Consider the following 23187-nt stretch of genomic DNA (forward strand, 5'->3'; position numbering starts at 1 on the left):
TAAAACGTTTTAAAATTATTGCCGACAAATATCGGAATAGACGAAAAAGGTTTGGACTTCGATTTAATTTAATAACGGGAATTTACAACTTTGAATTGACTAATTGAGGTTTGGAAAGAACTCTAATCACTAAAAAATTGTCAACTTAACTGAAAAATTAAACACAGCTTAATATCTGCACTTAGATGTATAAAATCCATTAAAAACGTCTCCCCATTATTTTTGTTATGTGTACAATAATGACTAGTGTTTTTTTGTTATATAGGCCCGTAGCTATGTTTACAAAAAAGTTTTATTTTATTATAACGTTAAGCTTTATTAGTTTAAGCCAAGCTTATACCAATGAGTTTGAATGCAGTGAAAAATTATTAACAACTCCCATCAAGGCATTTAAAAAACAACAATCATTAAACTTTACTAATTGGGCTGACTATATGTTGCCTAATTTGATTCCTTGTTTTAGTAAACTATCTAATACACGTGTGCGTTTAAGTTATACTACAGATGATAATATGACACGTGCCAAAGTAATGACTGGGGCATCTGGCTTTGATGTCATCGAACAAGGTGCACTTTATCTGCCAAGTGAAATTAAATCAAACGCTCTCATAAAACTCGACAAAAACAAGCTTCCAAATTGGGAATACCGTAACAAAGCGATTTATGACAAAATTTCTGAAATTAATGATCCAGGAAATAACTATGCTATTGTTTATACCTATGGCACAACTGGCATTGCCTATAACGTTAATCAAATTGCCAAAGTTTTAGGAGATGACGTTATCCCAAATGGCTGGAAATATTTATACGATTCAACATATTTAAAAAAACTTTCAAAATGCGGAGTTGCGTTGCTTGATGAACCCGAACAAGTGTTTGGTAATTATTTTTATTATGCAGGCATTGACCCCAATACAATCGACAAAGCAGAATATGAAAAAGCAGCGTTATATCTTATTCATAATGTTCGTCCATATGTTAAATATTTTGACAGTAATAAATATCAAAACGATTTTACTGCTGGTAATTTATGTATTGTTATGGGTTATTCAGGTGATGTTGTGCGCTCTGTCGAGCGTGCTAAGGAAATTAACCCATCTGAGGTTTTACACTATGTACTACCAAAAGAAGGCACCAATATTTGGTTTGATATGCTGATGATTCCTAAGGGCGTTAAAAACTTGGATGCAGCTTACGCATTTTTAAATTTCAATATGGAACCTTACATTGCAGCTATGAACAGCAATTATATTTATCAACCAAATGGTGTTATTAATAATCATCAATATCTGAATGAACTATTCAAAGACCCTAATGTCAACCCAACTCAAGAAATGATTCAGAAAATGTACACCTTAAATATGCATCCTCCAGCATTACAAGCTTTTGTAAGCAAAATGTGGATGTACGTTAAATATGGTATTTATTTCACCCCCCAATATTACCAGCTAAGGAATGTAAAGAATAAAACATAATTCTGCTGCCTCAAAAGCTGTAAAATCCATTTAAGTATTATATTATACCGCGTTCAAAGTTTATCTAAAAAAAGGGAAACACTACATGAGTCAAAGTAAAAAACTCAATATAGAAGTCATTGGTGGCATTATTCTATTTACAGCAGCGGTGTTTGCAATTATTGTTAATAATTCCTGGTTAAGCCCCTATTACCACATGCTGGAAACAGTTTATGCAGGAATTTCAATTGGTAATTTTGTACTACAGAAAAACCTTATCCACTGGATTAACGATGGTTTTATGACTCTATATTTTTTGATCGTTGGTTTAGAAATTAAACGTGAATTTGTCGGCGGCACACTAGCAAGTAAATCCAACGTTATTATTCCTGCTCTTGTTGCTTTGTTTGGCTTATTAGTTCCTGCTTTAATCTATTTTTTACTCAACTATAATAACCCTCAATACATAGACGGTTGGGCAATTCCTACCGCAACTGACATCGCATTTACGCTAGGCATTTTAGCACTACTAGGCTCTCGCATTCCAACTTCACTTAAGATATTGGTGACAACGATTGCCATTTTTGATGATATTGCTGCAATTGTTATTATTGCCATATTTTATACAAACAGTTTATCTTTACTGTCATTGCTAGGGGCTCTGATCTGCCTTTTTGTATTAATATGCTTTAATCGCTGTGGAATCAAAATACTTGCACCTTTTATGATCGTTGGCGTAATTATGTGGTTTTGCGTTTTAGAGTCTGGTGTACATGCTACTTTAGCTGGTGTAGCACTTGCGATGTGCATTCCGCACACTGAAAAAAACTCTCCTTTACTTAAACTTGAGCATGGATTAAACCCTTGGATCATTTTCATGATCTTACCACTTTTTGCTTTTGCAAATGCAGGTATTAGTTTTAGTGGTATTTCAATTGGTGACCTTGCTCATCCTATTTCGCTTGGGATTATCTTGGGTCTATTTTTTGGTAAACAAATTGGTATTTTCGTAAGCTTATATTTATTTAGCAAAACGAAGTATTTCACGATTGGTCGCAACCTCTATACTGCTCAACTGTATGGTATTGGATTAGTATGTGGTATCGGTTTTACTATGAGCTTATTTATCGGCACGCTTGCCTTTACAACACCTGAACTTATGAATATGGTTAAAATTGGCGTTTTAGGCGGATCCCTTTTATCCGGTATTGCGGGCTATTTAATGTTAAGGAAATATTGTCAGAAACCTTTAGGGTAGTGCATGAATAAATTTCTAACAAACTATTGACTTAGTTGAGCTGAAAACCTATTTTTATAACTCTAATGAATATTTTATTTATAACATTTTTTTAAATAAACTTACTAATTTCCTTTCTACTTCTTTGATTGGCTTTGCACCATCAATCAATACACTATTATCAGAATAAATAGTCACAAGTTTTAAAAATACCTCTCTTGCACAATTAAAAAAATCAATATTTTCTTGCTCAATTCGATCCAAAACATGACGGGATTTTGCACGCGCCAAACCAAGCTTAGGATCAATATCCATATATATTGTCAAATCTGCCATAAAACTTCCTAATAATAAATCATTAATTTGTTTAACTTTATCAAAGCCAAGTTTCCGTCCACCACCTTGATACGCTAAACTTGACCAATTAAAACGATCACTCACAACCCATTTACCACTATCAAGCGCAGGTTTAATCAGTTTTTCGATATGTTGCATTCGCGTTGCATACATAAGCAAAAGTTCAGATTCCGCACACAGGCTCTCTTCTTTAAAAGATGTAATCAAAAGCGTTCGAATTTTCTCTGCTAAAAATGTCCCACCTGGTTCACGAGTATAAATAACTTGAATTGGTTTGCTTGATAGATAAGACTTAATAAATTCAATTGCGGTGCTCTTTCCTGCACCCTCCAGTCCTTCAATTGCAATCAATTTACCTTTTTGCATTCCCATTCTTCCTAATAGTTGTTCATAATTGGATTAGATTGAAGAATACTATCTAACAATCCACTTACACCAAATCGAAAAAACTGAGCATTAATATAAGATTCACCGCATATTACTCTTGCCAGATCAATATATTCAAGCGCATCCTCTAGGCTGCGAATCCCGCCCGATGCTTTAAAACCCACAACACGTGAACTATTTGCAATTGCAATAAGCATTTCTTTAGCTGCATCTAAAGTAGCACCTGTTGCTGTTTTGCCCGTTGAGGTTTTCAGGAAATCAGCACCTGCTTCAATCATGTCACGGCTGACTTTGCCAACTTGAGAAATAGTTAATTCACCCGATTCAATAATAACTTTAAGCACTTTATTTTGACATAGTCTTTTACAAGCTTTAACCATTTCTATGGATATTGGCGACTCACCCAAATTAATATAATCATGATATGGAATTACAAGATCAAGCTCATCTGCGCCCAGTTTCAACGCATGTTCCACTTCTTTTTTAACTACTTCCAAAGAAGCATTTGCCATTGGAAAATTGATGACAGTTGCAATCCTAATTCCTGCTCCTAATTTTGATTTAGCATATTGAATAAACTCAGGATAAATACAAATCGCAGCAACTTGTCCAAGCTTATTACGTGCTTTTTTAATCAAAGTATCAATAGTCTGATCATTATCCTCTTTATTTAAAGAAGTTAAATCAATTAGTGAAACTACTTTTTTTACAATGTCATCACTATACTTCAACACTTACAGGCTCCGTTTTAAAAACCGATAATCCATAATTTAAAGCACTCACACCCATAAAATCAGCGATGCTTTGACCAATGTCTGCAAAAGTCATACGCTCACCCATATAAGCTGGTTTGATCTTTTTACCCCACAATAAAAACGGAATATGCTCACGCGTGTGATCTGTTCCTTGCCAACTTGGATCACAACCATGATCAGCAGTAATGATAACAATTGTATCATCATCTAATAACTGGTCTAGTTCAGGCAAACGCGTATCAAAATATTCTAAAGCTTTAGCATAACCTTCAACGTCACGTCGATGCCCAAAGCTTGAATCAAAATCAACAAAATTGGTGAAAATAAGTGTATTAGGTTTAGCATTTTTATATGCCTCTAACGTCTTATCAAATAACTCATTTAATCCTGTTGCCTTTATTTTTTGCGTGATTCCTTGATTAGCATAAATATCAGCAATCTTGCCAATAGAGATCACTTCACCACCTTCCTTGGTAAGTCTATCCAATAAAGTGGGGTTAGGCGGCAATATCGAATAATCTTTTCTATTTCCTGTACGCGCGTAGTCATTTGCTGACTCACCAACAAATGGTCGAGCAATGACTCTTCCTACGATTAAACCCATCTCATCTAGAAGCTTACGTGCAATTTGACAGATCTCTAATAATCGATCTAAACCAAAATATTCTTCATGGGCAGCTACTTGAAACACGCTATCAGCAGAAGTATAGACAATAGGCTTGCCACTTAAGCAATGTTCAATCCCATACACTTTTAACACTTCTGTTCCTGATGCATGACCTGCATCAATCACTCCCTTATTGAGGTTTGTACGCTTTATCCACTGACGCATAAATGCTTCTGGAAACACAGATGCTTGAGGGTCTTGTTGTGATGGCGTAAAATAATGCCAATCAAAATGAACAGGGACACCTGCAATTTCCCAATGGCCACTAGGTGTATCTTTACCTTTACTAGTTTCTACACAATAGCCATATTTGGCGGATATTATTACTTCTTTTGTGCTTAAATCGATAGCAAGCTTACGTCCACGACTTAATTCAGCAGCCTTTTGCAAGCCACGTTTAGCTAAATGAGGTAAGTTGAGTCGCAGATTATTTTTTGCACGATACTCCACAATATGTCCTAATGTATCGGCACCTTCATCACCAAAAGTTTTGGCATCTTTTGCTGCACCAATTCCAAATGAATCCATTAATAAAATAATACTTTTTTTGTTTTTTAGCATTTAACGCTCCCACCTTGATCCTAGTATTTATACTGACATAGTATAACTGCATATCCTTATCGGTAAAAGAGAGCAGACAAACTGCTAGAAAACATTTCATAAATAAATGACCTTCTACAAAACTTACTCATACAACGGTGAATAGGGATACTTAAGACAAGAATATGGAAAGCTAACAATGTAAACTATATAAGCTATAAGCCTTCAACTAATATGACTACATCCTTTCTGCATAAAAAACGTCTATATGTATATAACATCTCCTATTGAATAAGCCTCATAAACCGACAATAAACTGGTCACAAACACTCCCCCTTCCTCTTTATGCTTCTCCTACAAGCTCCTTCTTTTCTGGCACGTAATCATCTAAAATTACTTCGATATCATTAACTATATGAGGTTTAAGGTACATTCGATCGAAGCCATATTGCTGTACATATTCAGTTGCATAAAACGTTTCGAAATCATGCCCAGTATTTACGATTATTGGAGTAAAAATTCGCCTAAATTTTTCTTGTATCGCCCTTAAACGTAAGACTATATCATAACCTGTCATGTCAGGTAACCCCAGATCAAGTATAATAAGATCAAACTCAATATTAATTAAATACTTTAATGCTTCGCTACCGTTACTTGCAGAAATGACCTCTAAGTTAGTCACTTGTCGTTTTGAGCATAGATATATAATTAACTGACTTAGTGTGTCTTTAGAATCTTTATGATCCTCAACCAGCAATACTTTGAAGGTACCCGTATTTTTTATCCGCGCTCGTATAAAGTTCAACCTAAACTCATACCATAGTGAAAACATTTCCTTTACATAATCTTTCGCTGCATCAGAATCCTCTTTATCTACTATAAAATGAAGTTTAATACGCTCTTCAGATATGCCAAGGTCATTTTGAAGAAAGTCATCGTTCTTAACTAATATGATTGGTATCGTAGTATAGTGAATTTTCCATGACCAATTTGTCATTTTTGAGCCAAAATTATCAAAAACTGCAAACTGGAAAACTCCATCATATAATTTAGACTGTAAAGCAATATCTCCCTCAAACTCATACATATTACAAACATAAATGTCAAAGCAATCACACCGTAACATAGCTTTGAAAAAATTTGAAAACCCACCTCTATCCGATACTATTAACATTTTGTAAGCATAATGCCTATCATTCACTTTAGGTGCCAGAATAAATCGATTTTCTGTTAATCCCGTCAATTTAGAAAAGATAGAATCAAATTCTTTTGTTATATTTGCTGTGATTTTTTCAAGCATCTGTTTCTGCTGCTCTTTTTTTTCACCTTCGTCTAACCTAATCGAATGAAAGAAACAGAAAATTTTACCAAACAATACCTCTAATAACTGTTTAAGTTCATGGGCAATTTCTTCAGGTAAACTTCCCTTTGTTTGTACTCTATCACTACTTACATCCCAAGAAATATTAAGCAAACCTAAAATTTGTCCATTTTGATTTGTTATTAACCGTTTTTGAGAGTCAAATATATATTGACGTTGCTTCTCACCTTTTAATTCTTGTAATTTAAGAAACTCCATAGTTTTAAAATAAGGCACGGAGTTCTTAATGAAATTATCTTGATCGCTATGTAGACCAAGCATAATATCATTGACTTTATCGATTAATTTACCACTTTCTTTGTCAAAATCTTCAAAACGTCTCCCTATGACATCCGGTTTTTCTTTATTTATGTATTGTAAAAATTCCTCATTGCAGTCAAGAATAACGCCATCTTGATTTAGAAAATAAACGAAACCATCAAATCCATCTAACGGTATAGCAATCGCTTTATTAATGTTCATAACATTCTCAGTGTAAGTTTTGGGGGACAACTGCATGATTGTCCTAAAAATGCAGTTGTAAATATATAGACTATATATAACGATGTGTATTTTGATGTTTACTTAGGTATCATCCACGAATGGAATTATATAATATCGACATACTATAGATAATTCCACTTACCTTCCATCTTCTTTTATATCAAGCTTTTTGCCTCCTACCCAGACTTTCTTCAAATGCTCAATAACTTGTTTTGGTGTATCAGCAGGTAAATCTACCGTACTAAATTTATCAAATAATTTAATATGTCCAATATGACGACTATTAATTCCTGCTTCATTGGCAATTGCACCGACGATATTGCGCGGCTCAATGCCATCATTGCGACCAACTTCAATACGATACGTTCTCATTGACATATCTAAATCACGCTCACCTCGATTTTGTGATCGAAAACCACGTTGATCACGCTCAGTTCTTTTACCTCTTAAGCCCCTTGCATCTTGATCATCTCGCCCACGACGCTCATTGCGCTGATCTTGAACCTGGATTTCTTTAATAAAAAGTTTTTTATCTCCTTGAGCAAGTAAAGCAAGTGCCGCTAACATATCTTCTGTTTCTGCACCATATTCCACTTGGAAGTCTTGCATTAATGCCTTAAATTTACTTAAGTCTTTATGACGAATCACTTCTGCTACTTCATGTTTGAAGCGCGCGACTCGCTTTTCAATAATAGCTGTAGCACTTGGCAACTGCATTTCTTCTATTGTATGACGAATCACACGCTCTAACATTCTAAGTTGACGCATGTCTTTGATATAAATTAACGAAATAGCATCTCCTTCGCGTCCAGCCCTTCCTGTTCGTCCAATACGATGAATGTATGCTTCGTTATCCTGCGGTAAGTCATAGTTAATTACATGGCTAATACGCTCAACGTCTAACCCTCTTGCAACCACGTCAGTTGCCACAAGGATATTAATTTTAGATGACTTTAACTGATCAATAATATGTTCACGTTGATTTTGCTGCATATCACCATTTATAGCAACAGCAAGGTGCCCCCGCGCCTTTAAACCATCAGCAACTTCCATCGTTGAAGTTTTTGTTTTAACAAACACCATCACACCATCAGTGTCTTCTACTTCTAAAATACGATCAAGTGCATCTAATTTAGATAATCCTTTGACTACTAAAAAGCGTTGATGAACGGTTTTAGCAGTTGCTGTTTTTGTTTTAATCTGTACCTTGCATGGTTCACGTAAGTATTCATTTACAATGCCAATTATATCACGAGGCATAGTTGCAGAGAACAATAAACGCTGACAAGCTTCTGGAGTATGAGACAATACCCATTTCACATCATCAATAAAGCCCATGCGTAACATTTCATCTGCTTCATCTAGCACAAGTGCTTTAAGCGCATCTAGTTTAAGCGTACCTTTACGCATATGATCCATGATCCGCCCTGCTGTTCCTACCACGACCTGAACACCTCGACGTAATGCTTGAATTTGGCGACCATACTCTTGACCACCGTAAATCGATATCACGTCTAATTTTGTAATATTTTTAGATAAATTTTCAAAGCTTTCTGCAACTTGAATAGCAAGTTCACGCGTTGGCGTTAATACTAATACTTGTGGTAGCTGCTCTTTACCAGAAAGATCCATATTATGTAATAATGGCAACGCAAATGCAGCCGTTTTACCGGTCCCTGTTTGCGCTTGACCCAATACATCACGACCTTGCAAGACATAAGGAATAGTATTTGCTTGAATCGGTGTCGGCGTTTGGTACCCCATTCCCTCAATGGCAGCCAAAAGTTTATCGTTTAAGCCCAAATCATGAAAGCTTAATTGCTCAGAATCAGTAGTCATATAGTTAAAACCCAAAAGTTAATGTATACCCACCACTCCCCTTCTGCGCTTTAAGCCATCAAAAATGATTCGTGACGAGTATGCTGTTGATAAATTCAAAGTCGTTATTGTACCTGAATTTAATAAAAGGTACAGAATTATTTTAAGATAATTTGTTTAAGAATAAATCAGTCATTTGGCAAAATTTATTTAACTACAAATACGATTAAATTAAGAACGTGCAGTAATTTCAACCAAGTGATAGCCAAATTGAGTTTTAACAGGACCATGCACTTTACCAACCTCTCCATTGAATACGACTCTATCAAACTCAGGAGCCAAAGGTCGGGCGTTCGAATCGCCTCGGGTGCACCATATGAAAGCCTTACAAAATAATATTTTATCAAATAAATAAAAAAGCAATAAAAGGTAATGATTAAAACTAAAGGTAACATATAGGTAACAAGGAAAATCTGTTATGAGGTGTGATGTTGGTTGTACAATTCACTCAGGTACAGCCAGGATATCAATTAAAAAAATTGAGTTTGTGTAAAGTTTTAGTTTTTAATGCACAAAGTTTTAATGTTTTTATTGCATAATATAATATGCAAAGCCATAATTTGATAAAATTTTGGATGACGGAAGCAATATGCCGATAAAGCCAGAAGAAATTGCTAAAATCCTAAAACAAAATGGATGGATAGAGCTTAAGAAAAGGCAAGGGTTTGCATAGGCAATATATAAAAGATGATAAATTGACAACAATTCCATTTCATAAAGGTAGAGACGTTCCTTATCCAACTGTTAAAATGATTGAAAAACAAACAAGTGTAAAATTGTTGAAAAAATGAGGTAGATTATGGAAACACTACGTTATCCCGCAAAAATCACCCAAGAGGATGAGGCTTATATTGTGCTTTTCCGTGATTTAGAGGGATGTCATACTTTTGGTGATACTTTGGAGGAAGCACGTGCTATGGCGCAAGAAGCATTAGATTGCTATCTTGAAGCTTGCTTGCAGGAAGGAATTAAAGTGAATCGCCCATCAGTAAAACTTGATGATGAAACAGAATTTTTCCCATCAGTTGAGGTATCTGTGCCTCTCTTACTGCGTTTTTGTCGTGAAGACCATAATATGACGATGATACAGATGGCAAATGCAATGGATATTGCTTACCAGAATTATCAAGCAATTGAATCTGGTAAACGCAAGAATTTGACTCTCATCACGCTCAAAAAAGCATTTGCTGCAATCGGTTGCCAAGCAAGATTACAGCTTGGTTAAATCATCCTCAACGCTTTGCGAGCGAGCGATTCCGTCCTTCTTTAATCTTTTTACGTTAAGTTCGTTATTTTGTTGAGACATAATGTTTTTCTACATTTTTATGAGTTAACAGATAGATAATATATGAGATTGTTAGGGTTAATAAATATATTATTTTTAATATAAAGCTTTATTTATTTTCACTATATAACATCATAGGCTCTATTTGTTACATAAAATATCTTGTTAAAAAAATTATAACTTGGATAATCAATTTTGCTTTAAATGCTTTAAATGCTTTAAATGCTTTATGAGCAATTTTCAGTAACTTTATTAGGGAGACTCATGATGAAATTATTTGGTAGTTTAGTTTTTGCTATAGGATTTGGTTTTTCTGTAGCATATGGAGGACCTTTTTACTTGCTATGTTTTATGTCATGTGTCGCTGGATGTGAAGCAATTTGCGCTGCGCTTACAGGACCTGCTGCTGTTGCATGTTTGCCTCCTTGCGTTGAGGGTTGTGGAGCATCATGTGTTGCGTCATGTTTTTCTCCCTCAACAAAATTAATCACCAAAGAAAATGGAGTAGAAATAGAAAAAGAAATAGCTAATATACATCCTGGCGACCAAGTTAAAACCATTAAAAATGGAAAACCATTTTGGACGACAGTAACAAAAAATATTAAAACTGAAGGATTATTTGAATTTATCCGAATTAAGGCTAATTCATCATCAAATCAACAAACGATAGAACTTGAAATTACTCCAAGTCATGGTGTGGTAATGCTTGTTGACAACAATAAAACGATTGATATAGCAAAAAACTTAGTCCTTGGTGATAATTTGTTGGCATCTAATGGTGACATGTTGTCAGTAACCGAGATTAATACGGTAGTAGTGCCAGATAGATACACTCTTGAAACTGCTGAAGGTAGTGTATTAGCCTCTAATGTGTTTGTCTCTACTATTTGTAGTGAAGAAATAGCTAATGGAGAGCAACTTTGGGATGATAAATTAAAAGATTGGAGCGAAAGGCATAGAGATATTTTTTCAGCTCAAATTGTGGGACAGGTTTTTGATAAATCAAAAAATAACTAAAAATAACACTTTATATGATCGTAAGCTAAACCTGATGTTTGGTTGGTTTACTCTTATTCACTTATAGGCAAACGTACACTTATCAGTTATTACCCTTGCAAATCCAATAATTTCATCATTAAAAAATATGGCTGCACATAAAGAGTTTTGTATTGCCTTTTGTACAATATTTAAAGGTATATTCTTACACCAATAGCATTCTTTTAGCCAATGGTGTAATGTTTTTATATCAATTTTTTCTTTTTGAATGTCAAAAATATAATTATTTTCCATATTTATTTGTATCTTTCAAGTATCTGCAATCTGTCGAAAAAATAGCAAAATTAGTTCCAATATCATACCTATCAAATCCTTCAAATTTTTTTAGCTTCCTAGTTGTTGGAAGAGATATAGTTAGACCTACTATTTCGATGCCAATCTTAATAAACCACATCACTATAATTAGACTCCAAATAGTTACATAATCAAATAAAGATATAAAGGCAATATGTGTAAATATAACGGAATCAATAAAGCTTGCAATCACAGTAGATGCAACAAAGCGCACCCACATAAATTTGCCATTCATGACAATTTTAAGTTTAGCCATGATATATGAGTTTGTAGGCTCGGAAGACCAATAGCTAACAAATGAACCTAGAATTATCCAAATATTGATTGCGAAAATACTATCAAACATTGCGTTTTGTTGCTGAGCATAATCTGGGGACTCGAAGTTTGTTATAGCAAAACCATAGAGTAGGAATGCGATATTAAATAAAAAACCAAACCAAATCGCCTTGCGAGCATATTTGTAGCCATAGACCTCTGTTATAAGATTGCTTACTATAAATGTAATGGGAAAAATTATGGTGCCAGCATCTGTAGCTATGCCAAAAAATTCCACAATTCTCGCATTATACCAGTTAGCCGTTAATATGACAATTGTATATAATAGCATCAGAAACCAAATAAGTTTGAATTCATTTACACCAAAAAAAAGATTCCTAACATTTTGCTTTGCCTGATTAATAAATATCATTTCGTATCCCTATGATAAATTGATTGACGGCGTTTATTATCGCAGCTTGTGCGCCAGTGTCAAACTTTTTAAGCAAATGGTAACTGTAAGTCTCTGAATAAATTACTCTGCACATGCGCTCTGTGTAGTAAACTTTTATCTCACCATTAACAATATTTACGTCTTGAAGCCTATAACTCATTTGTCCTCTAGTGAAATTTTTACATTTAGATACATTTTATGCAAAAATATTAAACATTTAAAGTGATATATATAATTTTCCCTAGCATATTTACATGATTAATTGCAATAACATTTCCGCCTATTACATTAGCATATATTGATATATTGTTAATCAGTTGGCGTCTCAAGATTATAGCTTTACCATTTTCGCTATATAAGATACTGCAATTATTATCTGTAGAGTCCTTATCTACGATAAAAATTGTCCCTGCTGGATAAAGAGGTGCAATTTCATTATTAATTAAAAAAGCCTTAAATTTAAAATTAGACGCTCTTTCGCTTGGTGCAAACCGTATCTTCTTATCAGTAAGGTTGCCATTTAAATCATATACATTTAGTTCAATTACGTTGGTTTCATAGTTTGTTTTAAAGTTATCACTAATAAAGTCATCATAACTTAAGGCATATCCTTCTAGCTTAAAGTATTCTATGATTTTTGAAATGACTGTGAATGATGGCTCTTGATATGGTTGTGTGTCATCAAATTTTAATAATTCAGTAAAACGTCTTCTTGATATACCTATCGCTTTACTAATTCTTGTTAAGCTAATTCTCTCCCCATTCTTAGCTTCAATTGCAGTAATAGCGTTACTCAGTGCTTGCGAAGCCTTACTTTGGTTATACATAAGATTTTCCAACTTTTTTTATATACATGTTTGACATGTGTATTTTACCCCGCTACTATAGTAGCCGTTAGCTTGATTTATATCAAGCTTTTAAATAGGGAATTTCCATTTAATTTAGAACTAAATGATAATGGAGCACATAAAGTAAAACAAGACGGTATCAAAAAAATTATCATCTGAAATTAAATATTTAGGAGTAGTGCTTACATGAACCAATTTTAAAGTTAGAAATTATAAAAGCTCTCAACCACGGGCTCTGATGTTTTGCCGACCCCAGAACCCGTAGCGTGGTGTCTTAAAAGACAACAACATAACTGCCCTTTTGCAAGGGCAAATACATAATAACGAACTATATTGACCTGTCAATATAAGAAAACGTTATTGTTGCTCTTTAATTTTCACCTTATTTGAGAACTTACACAAAGAACTTATATGCAGATGCGATAATGGATAAAAATAAGGGGTAAGTCATGTCTAAAAAAAGCTTAAATGCGTTCTTGCATAAAAATTTTTGCTTGGTACAATCATTTGTGTCGGGTGTCAGAACCTGTAATAACAAGCGGATGGATTACGTTATTAATCTCTCTAAGCAAACTCCGAAGTCTTTTCAAGTTTCGGGTGGGCATATGCCATACAATACCCGTGAGGGGAAAGTATATGCACGTAACTTGTTATACGTTCTGAACCACCCGATTTATTCAAAATTCAGAGAAAACAAGGAGTCAAACCATGTCACTCAATAAGAAATACTTTTATCTCAAGCTTAAGGATAACTTCTTTGACCGAGAAGAAATTCGCGTCATTCAAGGCTTAGAGAATGGTGATACATACGTTTGCATTATTTTGGAAATGTATTTAAGGAGCCTTAAACGTAATGGCATCCTAATGATGTCAGAGCGAATTCCATACAGTATTAGGACGCTGTCAAGTGTGTTAAAACGTCGGCAAGATGAGATCAAATATGCGGTCGATTTATTCAAAGAATTTGGACTAATCGAAATACTAAATTCAGGCGCTATTTTCATGGCTGATATACAAGATTTTATTGGCGAATCTTCAACAGAAGCTGATCGAAAAAGAATCTACAGAACAAAAATTGAGGCAGAGAAAAAAGAGAGTTTAAAACACTTGGAAAATGGGACAAATGTCCAGACAAATGTACAAGCAAATGATGTAAACCCTGATGAAATCGTTCAAAAAAGACAAATGTCGGACAAATGTCCTGACTTTTCTCCACCAGAGTTAGAGTTAGAGTTAAAGACAGAGTTAGAGTTAGAGTTAAAAGAGAGGGACGCACGCGAGAAAAACTCGCATGCTGACGCTCAAAAAAATCTTCCAGATGGTAACAATGTTACCAATACGTTACCAGAAGGTTACCGAGACGTTACCAAAAAAAATAACAACGTGGCACAGAGTATAGAGTCTAGAGATAAGAATACAGATACTATAGAGTTTACTGATGTAAACTCTTTGTCGGGCAACCCCGACGATACAAATCCAAAAAGCTACCCTTATGCCGAGATTGTAAATTACCTCAACCAGAAAACAGGTAGCAATTACCAGTCAACCTGCAAAAAAACACGTGAGCTCATTCGTGCACGTTTTGCCGATGGTCATGATGTCGATGCGTTTAAACGAGCAGTCGATAATCAAGTCGCACTTTGGTGGCATGATTTTAAATTTCGTCAGTACTTACGACCCGATACACTTTTTGGTCCGAAAATGGATAGTTATGCCAATGCAAACGTAACACCTGAGCAGATAGCCGTGGCACAGGGCAAAGTGGGGGTGGCAATTGCTCGAGGAATGGAAGAAGGCACTTTTAACATCAAAGACATGTTTTAGGAGGGGGATTGAATATGTTAGATAAAAACATTTTTAGCTCTTGGTTTACGTTTATCGAAAACCAGTACGGTCAAAAAGACCAGAGTTTTAAAGAGATTTATTTTGAGATGTTGAATGACATCGAAACAGGCGACTTTAAAGCGGGCGTTAAAAAGCTTTTAAGTCAAAGGGTATATAACTCGTTTCCAACGATTGCAGAAATTAGAAACGCTTGCCTAGTTGATGTTGATAGTCGTGCAATTATGGCGTGGCAGGCGGTTTATGATGCAATATCACGTTATGGAGCTTATGGCACAGTAGCATTCGGTGACAAGGTGATACATATGGCGCTGGAGGCTGTTGGTGGTTGGCATCGTTTGTGTACGAGCACAATTCAGCAGTTGGAGTTTTTGAAGAAAGATTTTGCCAAGGCATACGTGAGTTATTCGTTTACGCCGATGGAGACAAAACCATATTTTGCAGGAATTTGTGACCGAGAAAACGGTTTAGCAACCATTAACAGCATTAGCTGTAGTTATCTCAGCGAGTCAGAAAGCAAAAAACAGCTTGCGTATGTCGCTGGCAACAAGGGCAGCGCCAAGCAAATCATGGCAGAGATAAAAAACAAGATTGCATTTAAGGAAGTTCAAGGAGGTGCAGCATGAGTTTTGATAAGTTAATTTATGCGCAAGTGCAGGAAGCGTTGCAGCCGGTTCTAAGTCGGTTAAACCAGTGTATTGATGTGATGACGCAAGTAAAAAAATACCAAGAGGTGCAAATAACATCGGCAGAAGCAGCAAGAATACTTGGTAAGACACCTGAAACAATCCATAACTATGTTGAACATGGGAAGCTTACACCAGTTGACCCTAGTGCAAGATATAAAAGTTTTACTTTAGCTGAAATTGAAGCATTTAAGCAAAAATATGTGGCTTCAATCATCACAAAAACCAAGGAGGGCTAAGCCATGAAAATAACTAGCAAGATGTTGAAATATCGTACACAGAGAATAATCCAGATGGACAGAGAGGAAATTGCAAGCGACAAAAATGCGCATAAATTGCCTTCATGCAACTTTTTTCAAAAACCTATAGAAAGGTATTACCGTGATGTCGTTCGTTCATTGGCACCATATTTGCGTCGAAATGCGGGGGTGTAAAATGGCAAGACTAACCTATCCCCGCTCCAATAAATCCAACCATAGCTTTACGTACAAGTTCGCTAACTGCATCCAACGCGCCTTTTTTAATGCTTTGTTTCAATTCTTGTGCAAATGGCATTTTAAAACCTTCAGGAATACGTTGCAGCACCTCAAAACCTTTCATGGTCAGCACAGCATAAGCAATACCATATTTCATGAGTTCGCCATGGATCAGCTCTTGATTATAAAGCCAATGAAGTGCAGATGTAAAAGCTCCTGCTTCTGGCGATTGCTTGCCATCTATTTCAAGTTCACATTGTTCAGCACTAAGAACATCTTCGGCAGAAAGCGTGAGCATTGGTTCAGGAAAGTTCTCATAAAGCTTGGCAAAAATAAGTCCAGCATTTTCGTTAAATCTATCAATGTTATCGGAGTCTGTCATGACTAATAATCCTTCTCAGTTATCAATATATCAGCGCGCTCAACCAATAAGGGATGATTTGTGGCGTATTACAAATGACCAGCTCAATGGCGATATTGACATGAGCACAGCTCGTGCAAGATGGAATCTTACAATAGACAAGCATATGGGTGATGTTGAGGCATTAGCAGAGGCATTTGCATGGACGCTCCACAAACGGCTAGTTACAACAACAAACAATATTGCTCTTGAGTTCAAATACACAATAGGCAAAGGATAACGAAAAAAGCTAACAATAGAAACTTCGCAGTGCACGAAATTAAGGAGAAAAAATGACTAACGCAACCAACATTGAGTGTTTAAGAAGAGAAACACTAGCACGTGCTTGTCTTATCGCAAACTACTGTCAACTCATAAATGATCAGTTAAACGGAGATATAGATATTTTCAACGGTAAAACACGTTGGCAGGAATTACTCAGCAAACATGTAGATGACAAAGACGCTTTAGCCGAGGCATTAACTTGGACTTTAAACAAGCGCCTTGTTATAGCAAAAGATAAGTTAGCTCAAGTTATTCGTCAACAGTATTTGCCTGAACGCATCTCTTACAAAGAGTTGGAGGAATAAACATGATTTTTAATAGAAAACACACGCAAGAAGAATCTTGGGACGTGGAGTGGGATAAAGTTGATGATGCAATAGCAGATTATGTGATAGACCAGGGTAATCAGTTACTGCAAAGTTTAGCGGAGGATATTACAGAAACTCACAAAAAAACAACAACTTTATTGGCGCTACTGATTTCCGCGGTATCAGCATTGATGACACTGCAAAACTGGTTGCCGCACAAGTTTGTGGTCATCATGGTAGTTGGGTTCATTCTGTCAATACTGATATTTCTAGCTGCAATCAAAACAGTGGGCTTAAGCGGTGGAGTCAGACCGTCAAGACTACTGCACAGCCACACTTACAAGCACAAGATGTTGTATTTTAAACAGTGCATCATTATTGGCATAGAAAAAAGCATTAGCGATGATTCAACCAAACTTGCCTGGAAATCAAAGTTGTTCAACGCTGGATTGTGTACTGCACTGGCAACAGTTGTTCTTGCTGCCTTAAGTTTTATTTAAAAATAAAAATGGATGACGGTTTGATTTGCTTAAAATGCGGTGTCAGAAAAGCGGATTTGGTTGATGCTGATTTAACAAGGGCTGAATTAAATGGTGGCTAAATTAAGGGAACGCACAAGGGAATTGAAATTAACTTTCACAAAGCAGTTAATACAGATTGGTAATATTGGACTTATAGCAGTAATGAATATTTAGTCATGAGCGAGTCAAAAAACGCAGCAATTTTAAAAGCACAGCGACAGCTATTACAAAGCCAAAGTTTATCTAGCATTACATTATACGCAAGTGGGGAGGTGGGGGCTGAGTGCGTCTTAAATGGGAAGTTTACCTTTTCATCTTTTGACGCATTTCAGTATTGGCTTGATAACGAGGGTAATCTATTCATTTAAAACCTGGGGGGAGGAATGAGTCAAGAAATACAAACAGCAAATAATCAGGTGCCGATGGTCACTGATGAACAAATTGGCAAGTATTTGGAGTCAATGGGGAATAACCTAAACCCAGTTCATAGAACGCAATTTGTTGAGCTTGCCAAGGCGTTTAATTTAAATCCGTTTTTAAGGCAAATTCATGGCATTGCGTATGGTGACAAGTTTAACATCGTGGTCGGTTATGAGGTTTATATTCAACGTGCTGAACGCAGCGGTCAGTTAGCCGGCTGGAAAGCGTGGACGGAAGGTGTCGCGCCAAATTTAAAAGCTTGTATTGAAATTAAGCGCAAGGACTGGTCTGAACCTTTTTATCACGAGGTTTATTTTGATGAGTACGCGCAAAACAATCAAATGTGGAAATCTAAGCCGCGTACCATGCTTAAAAAAGTGGCGATTGCACAAGGGTTTAGAATGGCGTTTAGCGTAGAGCTAGGCGGAATTCCCTACACGCAAGACGAGTTACCGCCAAGCGAACCAATAGACGTTACACCAAAGCAAGAGCCCCCCAAGAAAGAGCTAGCACATCCAGTTGTAAATCAATTGCTATTTAAAATTCAAGAGGCGGGACTTGATGTTAAGGATTTTGCCAAATTTGCACAGTTTAAGTCGGATGATTTAGACAGTTGCCAGTTGGCATTGAATAACTTTATGGACTTGGTCAAACAGTACAAAGCATCCAAGGTAATTGACCATGAAACTTTATGACATTAATCAGGAAATTATGCAGGTCATTTGTGAAGCGGTTGACGTTGAAAGCAATTACTGGCGCTTATTTGCAATACGGTGAGCCAGGTGTGTTGATTAGGTAAATAATAATGCAGTACGAATTTACAACAATGTACCCACCAAGCGTCAACAACCTCTATATGACGACCAAGAGTGGCAAAAAATGCTTATCAAAGAGGCATATTAAATTCAGAAATCAGCTGTATTTTGATGCGATTGAGCCATGCGGGCGTGTTATTAAACCTATTACTGGAGATGCCAAGTTAGTCGTTTTGCTTAGTCCGCCAGACAATCGCGTCCGTGATGTTGATAACGCGCTTAAGTCACTATTTGATGGGATTAAGCAAGCCCGTATTATCAACGATGACAGTCAAATTAAAACGCTCTATGTGCGCATCTTAGCTAAAAAGCGTGGCGGTAGCTGCACAGTTAAAATTAAATCAATAGGCGATTAGTTAATGATTGAGATTGCAAAACATCAAGAGTGGAGAGCTGCACGAATCATAGCAAATATGGCTAAAAAAGGCGAAATACAGCCATTGCATTGGCTTAAGATTCCAAATGCAGTAATCAAAAAATATTACATGACTATTAACAAAGAAAACAGGAAAAATAAACATGCACAATTATAATATTGTTGCTACAACAGGCACCTACATCGGACAAGATGGTCAAAAAAGATATCTAAATAAAACAGTTGGCAAAGTATTTGAGACGAAAAGCGGCGTTAAGCTAAAGCTCGATGCCAGCTTTAATTTAGTGGCACTTGAGCAAACTGCTGATGGTAGTGTGTGGTTAGCTGTATTCCCACCTAAAGAGCAACAACCTGAGCAAACACATCAAAGACCACGTGCGCAGCCGTACGCACCGCCGACAATGCAACAGGTTAATGACTTTCAAGATGATGAGATACCGTTTTGAGCCTGCTACAATAATTAAGAGGTTAAATTAAATGTATATATTTAATGACAAGGCATTTAAAACAAAAAAAGCGCTGTTTCGTTATGTTAAAGATAATAACCTGACTACATGCGCAGAAAAGTACTTTATTAGAGCGCTTGCAGAGAATGATTTTAACGTTAGCGAGACGATTGCTTATGTTAAGCATAATTATAAAACCAACAAAATTTCAAAAAAATCTTTTGAAATTAATGGTATGCGCTATAAAAATATGCGTGACTTTGAAGAGCAATATGGTTTACCGCAGAACACATTATCAACAATTAAAGTAAAACATAATATAACAGTAGAGCAGGCTGCTTTACAGGCACTGGAGTTGCCATTTGTAAAACAACAATTGGCTTATAAAAACTCATTTGCTGCTAAATTTTTACAATTGAGATTACCAACGACGAATTTTGTTTACCATTAAAGTAAATAGGAGGGGGGATGGAAACTTTAATATTGTCAACAGGTTACAAGCTGGTTAAAAATGCAATCGGAGAGCAATACGCTGAGATAGTGTATAATATTGCATGTACAAATGCGCGCAATATGGTCAATATCCCGCTTTATGCCGATAAATCGACGGGCTATCTTAAAAAAGCATTGCCAGAAGCCGTGTTTAAGAAATTGGTCCAAAATCTTGGTGGTCAAAGACTGCCCATACATAAGGAAAACGTTAAGATAAGCGACTCAAAACTTAAAGAATGGGCAGCTAGGAAGTTAAGCGAAGCAGGTGCATCACCGCATGAAGTAGCACAACTGCTTGGTGTAAAAGAAAAGACGGTTTTGAATTGTTATACTGAGCAGCCGCGGAAGCCTGTTGACAAGAGTGTACAACGGCAGTTGTGTTTGTTTTAAGTAATGTTTTGTTCTTGCGTATTTTCTTCTTCATTAAATAATATAAGCCAAAGTTGCACAATCTATCTGATGGTTGGTTGATAGGATGCAGTAAGCAAAATGTTTTTAGGTACTTTTAAAAGGATAAATCAAAGCGGGTGTGATACGCGCAAAAAGCACTTTCTGCGTGAATTAAAAAAATGACTTCGTTTCGCTTTATATACATATGTAAATGGGAAAAATGCCTAAAAAACGAAATCAATGGCGAAGTTAAAAGGGGCTGGGGTTTGGAAAATAAGATTGAATATTTAGGCGTTGATGACTTAATGCCATACAAAAATAACGCACGCACACACAGTGAAAGTCAAATCAAAAAGATTGCTGCAAGCATGAAAGAGTTTGGCTTTATAGCACCAGTTGTTATTAACGATGAAAATATGATTTTGGCTGGTCATGGTCGTCTAATTGCGGCAAAACAGATAGGGTTGCAAAGAGTCCCTGTCGTGCGTGTTGTGCATTTAACTCAGGCACAGCAGCGTGCTTATATATTGGCAGATAATCGCATTGCCGATGATGCAGGGTGGGATGATGAGCTATTAAAAATTGAGCTTAGTGAGCTCAATGAGCTCGAGTTTGATTTAGCGATTACTGGTTTTGAAGATGAAGAGTTAAACAATCTTATTTTTGAAGATGAAGAAGATGCATTTTTAACAGATGAGGACGATTGCCCAGATGCTAATGATGTCCATATTGTTACAGTTAAAGGTGACATTTGGCAGATTGGTGAGCATAAATTATTGCGTGGTGACAGCACAATTTTGGGTGACGTAGAAAAATTAATGGATGGGGAACAAGCAGATTTACTGATTACTGACCCTCCTTATAATGTGAATTATGAGGGTAAGACATCAAAAAAACTTAAAATACAAAATGACTCAATGAGTGAAACAGCCTTTAGACAGTTTTTAAGCGATGCTTATAGCAATGCTAATGTTGTAATGAAAAGCGGGGCTGTTTTTTATATCTGGTATGCTGCATCAGAGAGTTACAACTTTTATGGGGCAGCAATAGATGTTGGTTGGGATATTAAGCAGTCCTTAATCTGGTCTAAAAACAATATTGTACTTGGGCGGCAGGATTATCATTGGAAACATGAGCCATGTTTATACGGTTGGAAAAGTGGAAAGCATTACTGGGGAAGCGATAGAAAGCAGACGACCATACTTGAGTTTAACAAACCTGTACGCAACGCGGAGCACCCGACCATGAAACCAGTCGATTTGATACAATACCAAATCGAAAACAGTAGCCGAAAAAATGAAATTGTGCTCGACTTATTTGGTGGGTCTGGGACGACGCTTATTGCTGCTGAAAAAACATCAAGAAAAGCAAGATTAATTGAGCTTGATACGAAGTATTGCGATGTAATTGTTAAACGTTGGCAAAATTTGACAGGCAAAGAAGCAATACATCTGGAATCTGGCAAAACTTTTAATCAATTACTCAATGCAGCAGATGAGAAAATAAGCGCATGATATGGCGGCAAACATTGTCACTGCGAGAGTCCTTGCAAAATTACTAAAGTTATCAGAACGAAGAGTTCAGCAACTTGTTAAAGAAGGAGTTTTGACAAAAGAAAAAAATGGACAGTATCCAATGATTGAGAACATTCATCGTTATATTGATTACATTGGTGTGCGAGCAAAGAACGATGACAGTGATATTGATTTAAATGTGGCATTGAAGGAAGAAAAATTGCGATTGATAAAAGCCCAAGCCGATAACGAAGAAATCAAAGCGCGGCTTGCATCAAACAAAGCAATCGATGCCGAGCAGTTAGAGCATGCGTTGGCAGAAGTGTTAGGTATGATGCGCAACAAGTTACTCAGTATTCCCGAACGTGTTGAAACCACGTTAGTGGGCGAAACTGATAAAGACGTATTCAAAAAAATCCTCACTGCCGAGCTTAAAGATGCGATGTATGCCGCATGCGATGGTGTTGACGATACATTAGATAAATTAACAATAGAAGAACAGAGTAATGATTAATATGATTGATATGAATGAAGAAAATGACTTGATCCCAAACACTGCCCAAATAAAAGAACGAGCGTATGTTGATGCGTTGCATCTTTCTGGCTTAAGGTATGCGTCCCTTAGTGAGCAACTATATACGACAACAACTAAATTTGCAGAGCTATTTAGATCAATATTATCTGAAAAAGACGCTGATAGAGAGATTCTAGTGGACTATGTTGAAACGCTGCCGCGAGATGTTGCCGTGATGGTTATTTGTAGCGGCTCGCTTTCATAATCACCCCGACCCGCTTTTATCGCTCAAAGTGGGACCACATTAATTGACTCTATAAATATTTTCTGACCCACATTAAATGACTTTATAAATTTCTCGACCCACATTA

32 protein-coding genes and 1 pseudogene are annotated in these 23187 nt (G+C 36.2%); 23 read left to right on the plus strand and 10 right to left on the minus strand.

The genetic code is table 11. The features are described 5' to 3' along the window. The 3 genes and pseudogenes from M1V25_RS08915 to nhaA form a co-directional block, all read left to right on the plus strand. Positions 1-107, plus strand: a pseudogene (locus M1V25_RS08915) (IS5/IS1182 family transposase); the annotation flags it as partial. A 168-nt stretch (positions 108-275) separates the two neighbouring features. Next, on the plus strand, positions 276-1475 hold the full coding sequence (locus tag M1V25_RS08920; RefSeq protein ID WP_498843055.1) for an extracellular solute-binding protein: 1200 nt from the start codon (positions 276-278) through the stop codon (positions 1473-1475). Positions 1476-1560: 85 nt separating this feature from the next. After that, positions 1561-2712, plus strand: a complete 1152-nt coding sequence (gene nhaA, locus M1V25_RS08925; protein WP_116963368.1) for a Na+/H+ antiporter NhaA — start codon at positions 1561-1563, stop codon at positions 2710-2712. A gap of 78 nt (positions 2713-2790) precedes the next feature. On the opposite strand, the gene tmk is transcribed toward nhaA, so the two are convergent. The 6 genes from tmk to M1V25_RS08955 all read right to left on the minus strand — a co-directional run bounded on the left by tmk (position 2791) and on the right by M1V25_RS08955 (position 9478). Next, the gene (gene tmk, locus M1V25_RS08930) at positions 2791-3414 is read right to left on the minus strand and encodes a dTMP kinase (protein WP_498843056.1); all 624 of its coding nucleotides are present in this window, start codon (positions 3412-3414) and stop codon (positions 2791-2793) included. Positions 3415-3425: 11 nt separating this feature from the next. Then, entirely contained in the window at positions 3426-4169 is a 744-nt protein-coding gene (gene deoC, locus M1V25_RS08935; protein WP_116963366.1) for a deoxyribose-phosphate aldolase, read from the minus strand. Continuing rightward, the gene (locus M1V25_RS08940; RefSeq protein ID WP_116963365.1) at positions 4156-5418 is read right to left on the minus strand and encodes a phosphopentomutase; all 1263 of its coding nucleotides are present in this window, start codon (positions 5416-5418) and stop codon (positions 4156-4158) included. Before M1V25_RS08940 ends, deoC begins: the two co-directional genes overlap by 14 nt. A gap of 322 nt (positions 5419-5740) precedes the next feature. After that, a complete protein-coding gene (locus tag M1V25_RS08945) occupies positions 5741-7240 on the minus strand; it encodes a response regulator (RefSeq protein WP_498843057.1) in 1500 nt (499 codons plus the stop codon). 159 nt (positions 7241-7399) lie between these two features. Further along, positions 7400-9100, minus strand: coding sequence for a DEAD/DEAH box helicase (locus M1V25_RS08950; protein WP_116963363.1), 1701 nt, complete (start codon positions 9098-9100; stop codon positions 7400-7402). Positions 9101-9310: 210 nt separating this feature from the next. Further along, positions 9311-9478, minus strand: coding sequence for a peptidylprolyl isomerase (locus M1V25_RS08955; RefSeq protein ID WP_498843078.1), 168 nt, complete (start codon positions 9476-9478; stop codon positions 9311-9313). 326 nt (positions 9479-9804) lie between these two features. Here M1V25_RS08955 and M1V25_RS08960 point away from each other — a divergent pair, with 326 nt between their 5' ends. From M1V25_RS08960 to M1V25_RS08970, 3 genes are all read left to right on the plus strand, one after another. Then, positions 9805-9930, plus strand: coding sequence for a type II toxin-antitoxin system HicA family toxin (locus tag M1V25_RS08960; RefSeq protein ID WP_498843058.1), 126 nt, complete (start codon positions 9805-9807; stop codon positions 9928-9930). Positions 9931-9938: 8 nt separating this feature from the next. After that, positions 9939-10364: a type II toxin-antitoxin system HicB family antitoxin gene (locus M1V25_RS08965; RefSeq protein ID WP_116963054.1), complete on the plus strand. Its 426-nt coding sequence runs from the start codon at positions 9939-9941 to the stop codon at positions 10362-10364. 324 nt (positions 10365-10688) lie between these two features. Next, a complete protein-coding gene (locus M1V25_RS08970) occupies positions 10689-11441 on the plus strand; it encodes a hypothetical protein (protein WP_498843059.1) in 753 nt (250 codons plus the stop codon). Positions 11442-11498: 57 nt separating this feature from the next. Here M1V25_RS08970 and M1V25_RS08975 read toward each other — a convergent pair whose 3' ends face one another. The 3 genes from M1V25_RS08975 to M1V25_RS08985 all read right to left on the minus strand — a co-directional run bounded on the left by M1V25_RS08975 (position 11499) and on the right by M1V25_RS08985 (position 13310). After that, positions 11499-11714, minus strand: coding sequence for a hypothetical protein (locus M1V25_RS08975; RefSeq protein WP_498843060.1), 216 nt, complete (start codon positions 11712-11714; stop codon positions 11499-11501). After that, a complete protein-coding gene (locus tag M1V25_RS08980; protein WP_498843061.1) occupies positions 11704-12462 on the minus strand; it encodes a queuosine precursor transporter in 759 nt (252 codons plus the stop codon). The genes M1V25_RS08975 and M1V25_RS08980 overlap by 11 nt, the downstream gene beginning before the upstream one ends. 230 nt (positions 12463-12692) lie before the next feature. After that, positions 12693-13310 (minus strand): hypothetical protein, encoded by a 618-nt coding sequence (locus M1V25_RS08985; RefSeq protein WP_498843062.1) that lies wholly within the window; start codon positions 13308-13310, stop codon positions 12693-12695. A gap of 470 nt (positions 13311-13780) precedes the next feature. Here M1V25_RS08985 and M1V25_RS08990 point away from each other — a divergent pair, with 470 nt between their 5' ends. Genes M1V25_RS08990 through M1V25_RS09005 form a run of 4 tightly spaced genes read left to right on the plus strand, consistent with a single transcriptional unit; the run spans position 13781 to position 16098 of the window. Next, complete coding sequence (locus M1V25_RS08990; RefSeq protein ID WP_498843063.1) at positions 13781-14053, plus strand: hypothetical protein; 273 nt, start codon at positions 13781-13783, stop codon at positions 14051-14053. Beyond that, positions 14040-15155 carry a phage replisome organizer N-terminal domain-containing protein gene (locus M1V25_RS08995; protein ID WP_498843064.1) on the plus strand — a complete coding sequence of 372 codons (1116 nt, stop codon included), beginning with the start codon at positions 14040-14042 and terminating at the stop codon, positions 15153-15155. Before M1V25_RS08990 ends, M1V25_RS08995 begins: the two co-directional genes overlap by 14 nt. Positions 15156-15169: 14 nt before the next feature. Next, positions 15170-15799, plus strand: coding sequence for a DUF6475 domain-containing protein (locus M1V25_RS09000; protein WP_498843065.1), 630 nt, complete (start codon positions 15170-15172; stop codon positions 15797-15799). Continuing rightward, complete coding sequence (locus M1V25_RS09005; RefSeq protein WP_498843066.1) at positions 15796-16098, plus strand: helix-turn-helix domain-containing protein; 303 nt, start codon at positions 15796-15798, stop codon at positions 16096-16098. Before M1V25_RS09000 ends, M1V25_RS09005 begins: the two co-directional genes overlap by 4 nt. Before the next feature lie 205 nt (positions 16099-16303). On the opposite strand, the gene M1V25_RS09010 is transcribed toward M1V25_RS09005, so the two are convergent. Next, a complete protein-coding gene (locus M1V25_RS09010; RefSeq protein WP_498843067.1) occupies positions 16304-16717 on the minus strand; it encodes a hypothetical protein in 414 nt (137 codons plus the stop codon). On the opposite strand from M1V25_RS09010, the gene M1V25_RS09015 reads away from it, so the two are divergent. The 13 genes from M1V25_RS09015 (at position 16716) to M1V25_RS09075 (ending at position 23081) form a co-directional block, all read left to right on the plus strand. Next, positions 16716-16976 carry a hypothetical protein gene (locus M1V25_RS09015; RefSeq protein WP_498843068.1) on the plus strand — a complete coding sequence of 87 codons (261 nt, stop codon included), beginning with the start codon at positions 16716-16718 and terminating at the stop codon, positions 16974-16976. The two genes, M1V25_RS09010 and M1V25_RS09015, sit on opposite strands and share 2 nt — an antisense overlap. A 52-nt stretch (positions 16977-17028) precedes the next feature. After that, a complete protein-coding gene (locus M1V25_RS09020) occupies positions 17029-17325 on the plus strand; it encodes a hypothetical protein (protein WP_498843069.1) in 297 nt (98 codons plus the stop codon). A 2-nt stretch (positions 17326-17327) separates the two neighbouring features. Continuing rightward, a complete protein-coding gene (locus M1V25_RS09025) occupies positions 17328-17828 on the plus strand; it encodes a hypothetical protein (RefSeq protein WP_498843070.1) in 501 nt (166 codons plus the stop codon). A 197-nt stretch (positions 17829-18025) separates the two neighbouring features. Next, the gene (locus M1V25_RS09030; protein WP_116963068.1) at positions 18026-18217 is read left to right on the plus strand and encodes a hypothetical protein; all 192 of its coding nucleotides are present in this window, start codon (positions 18026-18028) and stop codon (positions 18215-18217) included. A 15-nt stretch (positions 18218-18232) separates the two neighbouring features. Beyond that, positions 18233-18964, plus strand: a complete 732-nt coding sequence (locus M1V25_RS09035) for a RecT family recombinase (RefSeq protein ID WP_498843071.1) — start codon at positions 18233-18235, stop codon at positions 18962-18964. Between the two features lie 110 nt (positions 18965-19074). Next, complete coding sequence (locus tag M1V25_RS09040) at positions 19075-19440, plus strand: RusA family crossover junction endodeoxyribonuclease (protein WP_498843072.1); 366 nt, start codon at positions 19075-19077, stop codon at positions 19438-19440. Between the two features lie 3 nt (positions 19441-19443). Further along, positions 19444-19617: a hypothetical protein gene (locus M1V25_RS09045; protein WP_157966529.1), complete on the plus strand. Its 174-nt coding sequence runs from the start codon at positions 19444-19446 to the stop codon at positions 19615-19617. Continuing rightward, complete coding sequence (locus M1V25_RS09050; protein WP_498843073.1) at positions 19604-19906, plus strand: hypothetical protein; 303 nt, start codon at positions 19604-19606, stop codon at positions 19904-19906. Before M1V25_RS09045 ends, M1V25_RS09050 begins: the two co-directional genes overlap by 14 nt. 31 nt (positions 19907-19937) lie before the next feature. Beyond that, a complete protein-coding gene (locus M1V25_RS09055; RefSeq protein ID WP_498843074.1) occupies positions 19938-20357 on the plus strand; it encodes a hypothetical protein in 420 nt (139 codons plus the stop codon). Between the two features lie 17 nt (positions 20358-20374). After that, positions 20375-20788 (plus strand): hypothetical protein, encoded by a 414-nt coding sequence (locus tag M1V25_RS09060; RefSeq protein ID WP_116963074.1) that lies wholly within the window; start codon positions 20375-20377, stop codon positions 20786-20788. A 266-nt stretch (positions 20789-21054) separates the two neighbouring features. Further along, on the plus strand, positions 21055-22302 hold the full coding sequence (locus M1V25_RS09065; RefSeq protein ID WP_498843075.1) for a site-specific DNA-methyltransferase: 1248 nt from the start codon (positions 21055-21057) through the stop codon (positions 22300-22302). Position 22303: 1 nt separating this feature from the next. After that, positions 22304-22816: a hypothetical protein gene (locus M1V25_RS09070; RefSeq protein ID WP_498843076.1), complete on the plus strand. Its 513-nt coding sequence runs from the start codon at positions 22304-22306 to the stop codon at positions 22814-22816. Next, a complete protein-coding gene (locus tag M1V25_RS09075; protein WP_498843077.1) occupies positions 22809-23081 on the plus strand; it encodes a hypothetical protein in 273 nt (90 codons plus the stop codon). Before M1V25_RS09070 ends, M1V25_RS09075 begins: the two co-directional genes overlap by 8 nt. The last annotated feature ends 106 nt before the right edge of the window (positions 23082-23187 follow it).

The organism is Candidatus Nebulibacter yamunensis (assembly GCF_024208055.1).
In the GTDB taxonomy this organism is placed as follows: domain Bacteria; phylum Pseudomonadota; class Gammaproteobacteria; order Francisellales; family Francisellaceae; genus Caedibacter; species Caedibacter lacustris.

Coding starts and splice junctions, on each gene's coding strand:
- M1V25_RS08995 (WP_498843064.1), top strand. CDS start 14,040: ATGTCACTCAATAAGAAATACTTTTATCTCAAGCTTAAGGATAACTTC.
- M1V25_RS09030 (WP_116963068.1), top strand. CDS start 18,026: ATGAGCGAGTCAAAAAACGCAGCAATTTTAAAAGCACAGCGACAGCTA.
- M1V25_RS08980 (WP_498843061.1), bottom strand. CDS start 12,462: ATGATATTTATTAATCAGGCAAAGCAAAATGTTAGGAATCTTTTTTTT.
- M1V25_RS09005 (WP_498843066.1), top strand. CDS start 15,796: ATGAGTTTTGATAAGTTAATTTATGCGCAAGTGCAGGAAGCGTTGCAG.
- M1V25_RS08945 (WP_498843057.1), bottom strand. CDS start 7,240: ATGAACATTAATAAAGCGATTGCTATACCGTTAGATGGATTTGATGGT.
- M1V25_RS08970 (WP_498843059.1), top strand. CDS start 10,689: ATGATGAAATTATTTGGTAGTTTAGTTTTTGCTATAGGATTTGGTTTT.
- M1V25_RS09025 (WP_498843070.1), top strand. CDS start 17,328: ATGATTTTTAATAGAAAACACACGCAAGAAGAATCTTGGGACGTGGAG.
- tmk (WP_498843056.1), bottom strand. CDS start 3,414: ATGCAAAAAGGTAAATTGATTGCAATTGAAGGACTGGAGGGTGCAGGA.
- M1V25_RS09075 (WP_498843077.1), top strand. CDS start 22,809: ATGATTAATATGATTGATATGAATGAAGAAAATGACTTGATCCCAAAC.
- M1V25_RS09000 (WP_498843065.1), top strand. CDS start 15,170: ATGTTAGATAAAAACATTTTTAGCTCTTGGTTTACGTTTATCGAAAAC.
- M1V25_RS09040 (WP_498843072.1), top strand. CDS start 19,075: ATGCAGTACGAATTTACAACAATGTACCCACCAAGCGTCAACAACCTC.
- M1V25_RS08985 (WP_498843062.1), bottom strand. CDS start 13,310: ATGTATAACCAAAGTAAGGCTTCGCAAGCACTGAGTAACGCTATTACT.
- M1V25_RS09015 (WP_498843068.1), top strand. CDS start 16,716: ATGACTAATAATCCTTCTCAGTTATCAATATATCAGCGCGCTCAACCA.
- nhaA (WP_116963368.1), top strand. CDS start 1,561: ATGAGTCAAAGTAAAAAACTCAATATAGAAGTCATTGGTGGCATTATT.
- M1V25_RS09060 (WP_116963074.1), top strand. CDS start 20,375: ATGGAAACTTTAATATTGTCAACAGGTTACAAGCTGGTTAAAAATGCA.
- M1V25_RS09050 (WP_498843073.1), top strand. CDS start 19,604: ATGCACAATTATAATATTGTTGCTACAACAGGCACCTACATCGGACAA.
- M1V25_RS09045 (WP_157966529.1), top strand. CDS start 19,444: ATGATTGAGATTGCAAAACATCAAGAGTGGAGAGCTGCACGAATCATA.
- M1V25_RS09010 (WP_498843067.1), bottom strand. CDS start 16,717: ATGACAGACTCCGATAACATTGATAGATTTAACGAAAATGCTGGACTT.
- M1V25_RS09020 (WP_498843069.1), top strand. CDS start 17,029: ATGACTAACGCAACCAACATTGAGTGTTTAAGAAGAGAAACACTAGCA.
- M1V25_RS08920 (WP_498843055.1), top strand. CDS start 276: ATGTTTACAAAAAAGTTTTATTTTATTATAACGTTAAGCTTTATTAGT.
- M1V25_RS08965 (WP_116963054.1), top strand. CDS start 9,939: ATGGAAACACTACGTTATCCCGCAAAAATCACCCAAGAGGATGAGGCT.
- M1V25_RS08975 (WP_498843060.1), bottom strand. CDS start 11,714: ATGGAAAATAATTATATTTTTGACATTCAAAAAGAAAAAATTGATATA.
- M1V25_RS09055 (WP_498843074.1), top strand. CDS start 19,938: ATGTATATATTTAATGACAAGGCATTTAAAACAAAAAAAGCGCTGTTT.
- M1V25_RS08940 (WP_116963365.1), bottom strand. CDS start 5,418: ATGCTAAAAAACAAAAAAAGTATTATTTTATTAATGGATTCATTTGGA.
- M1V25_RS08990 (WP_498843063.1), top strand. CDS start 13,781: ATGTCTAAAAAAAGCTTAAATGCGTTCTTGCATAAAAATTTTTGCTTG.
- M1V25_RS08950 (WP_116963363.1), bottom strand. CDS start 9,100: ATGACTACTGATTCTGAGCAATTAAGCTTTCATGATTTGGGCTTAAAC.
- M1V25_RS09070 (WP_498843076.1), top strand. CDS start 22,304: ATGGCGGCAAACATTGTCACTGCGAGAGTCCTTGCAAAATTACTAAAG.
- M1V25_RS09035 (WP_498843071.1), top strand. CDS start 18,233: ATGAGTCAAGAAATACAAACAGCAAATAATCAGGTGCCGATGGTCACT.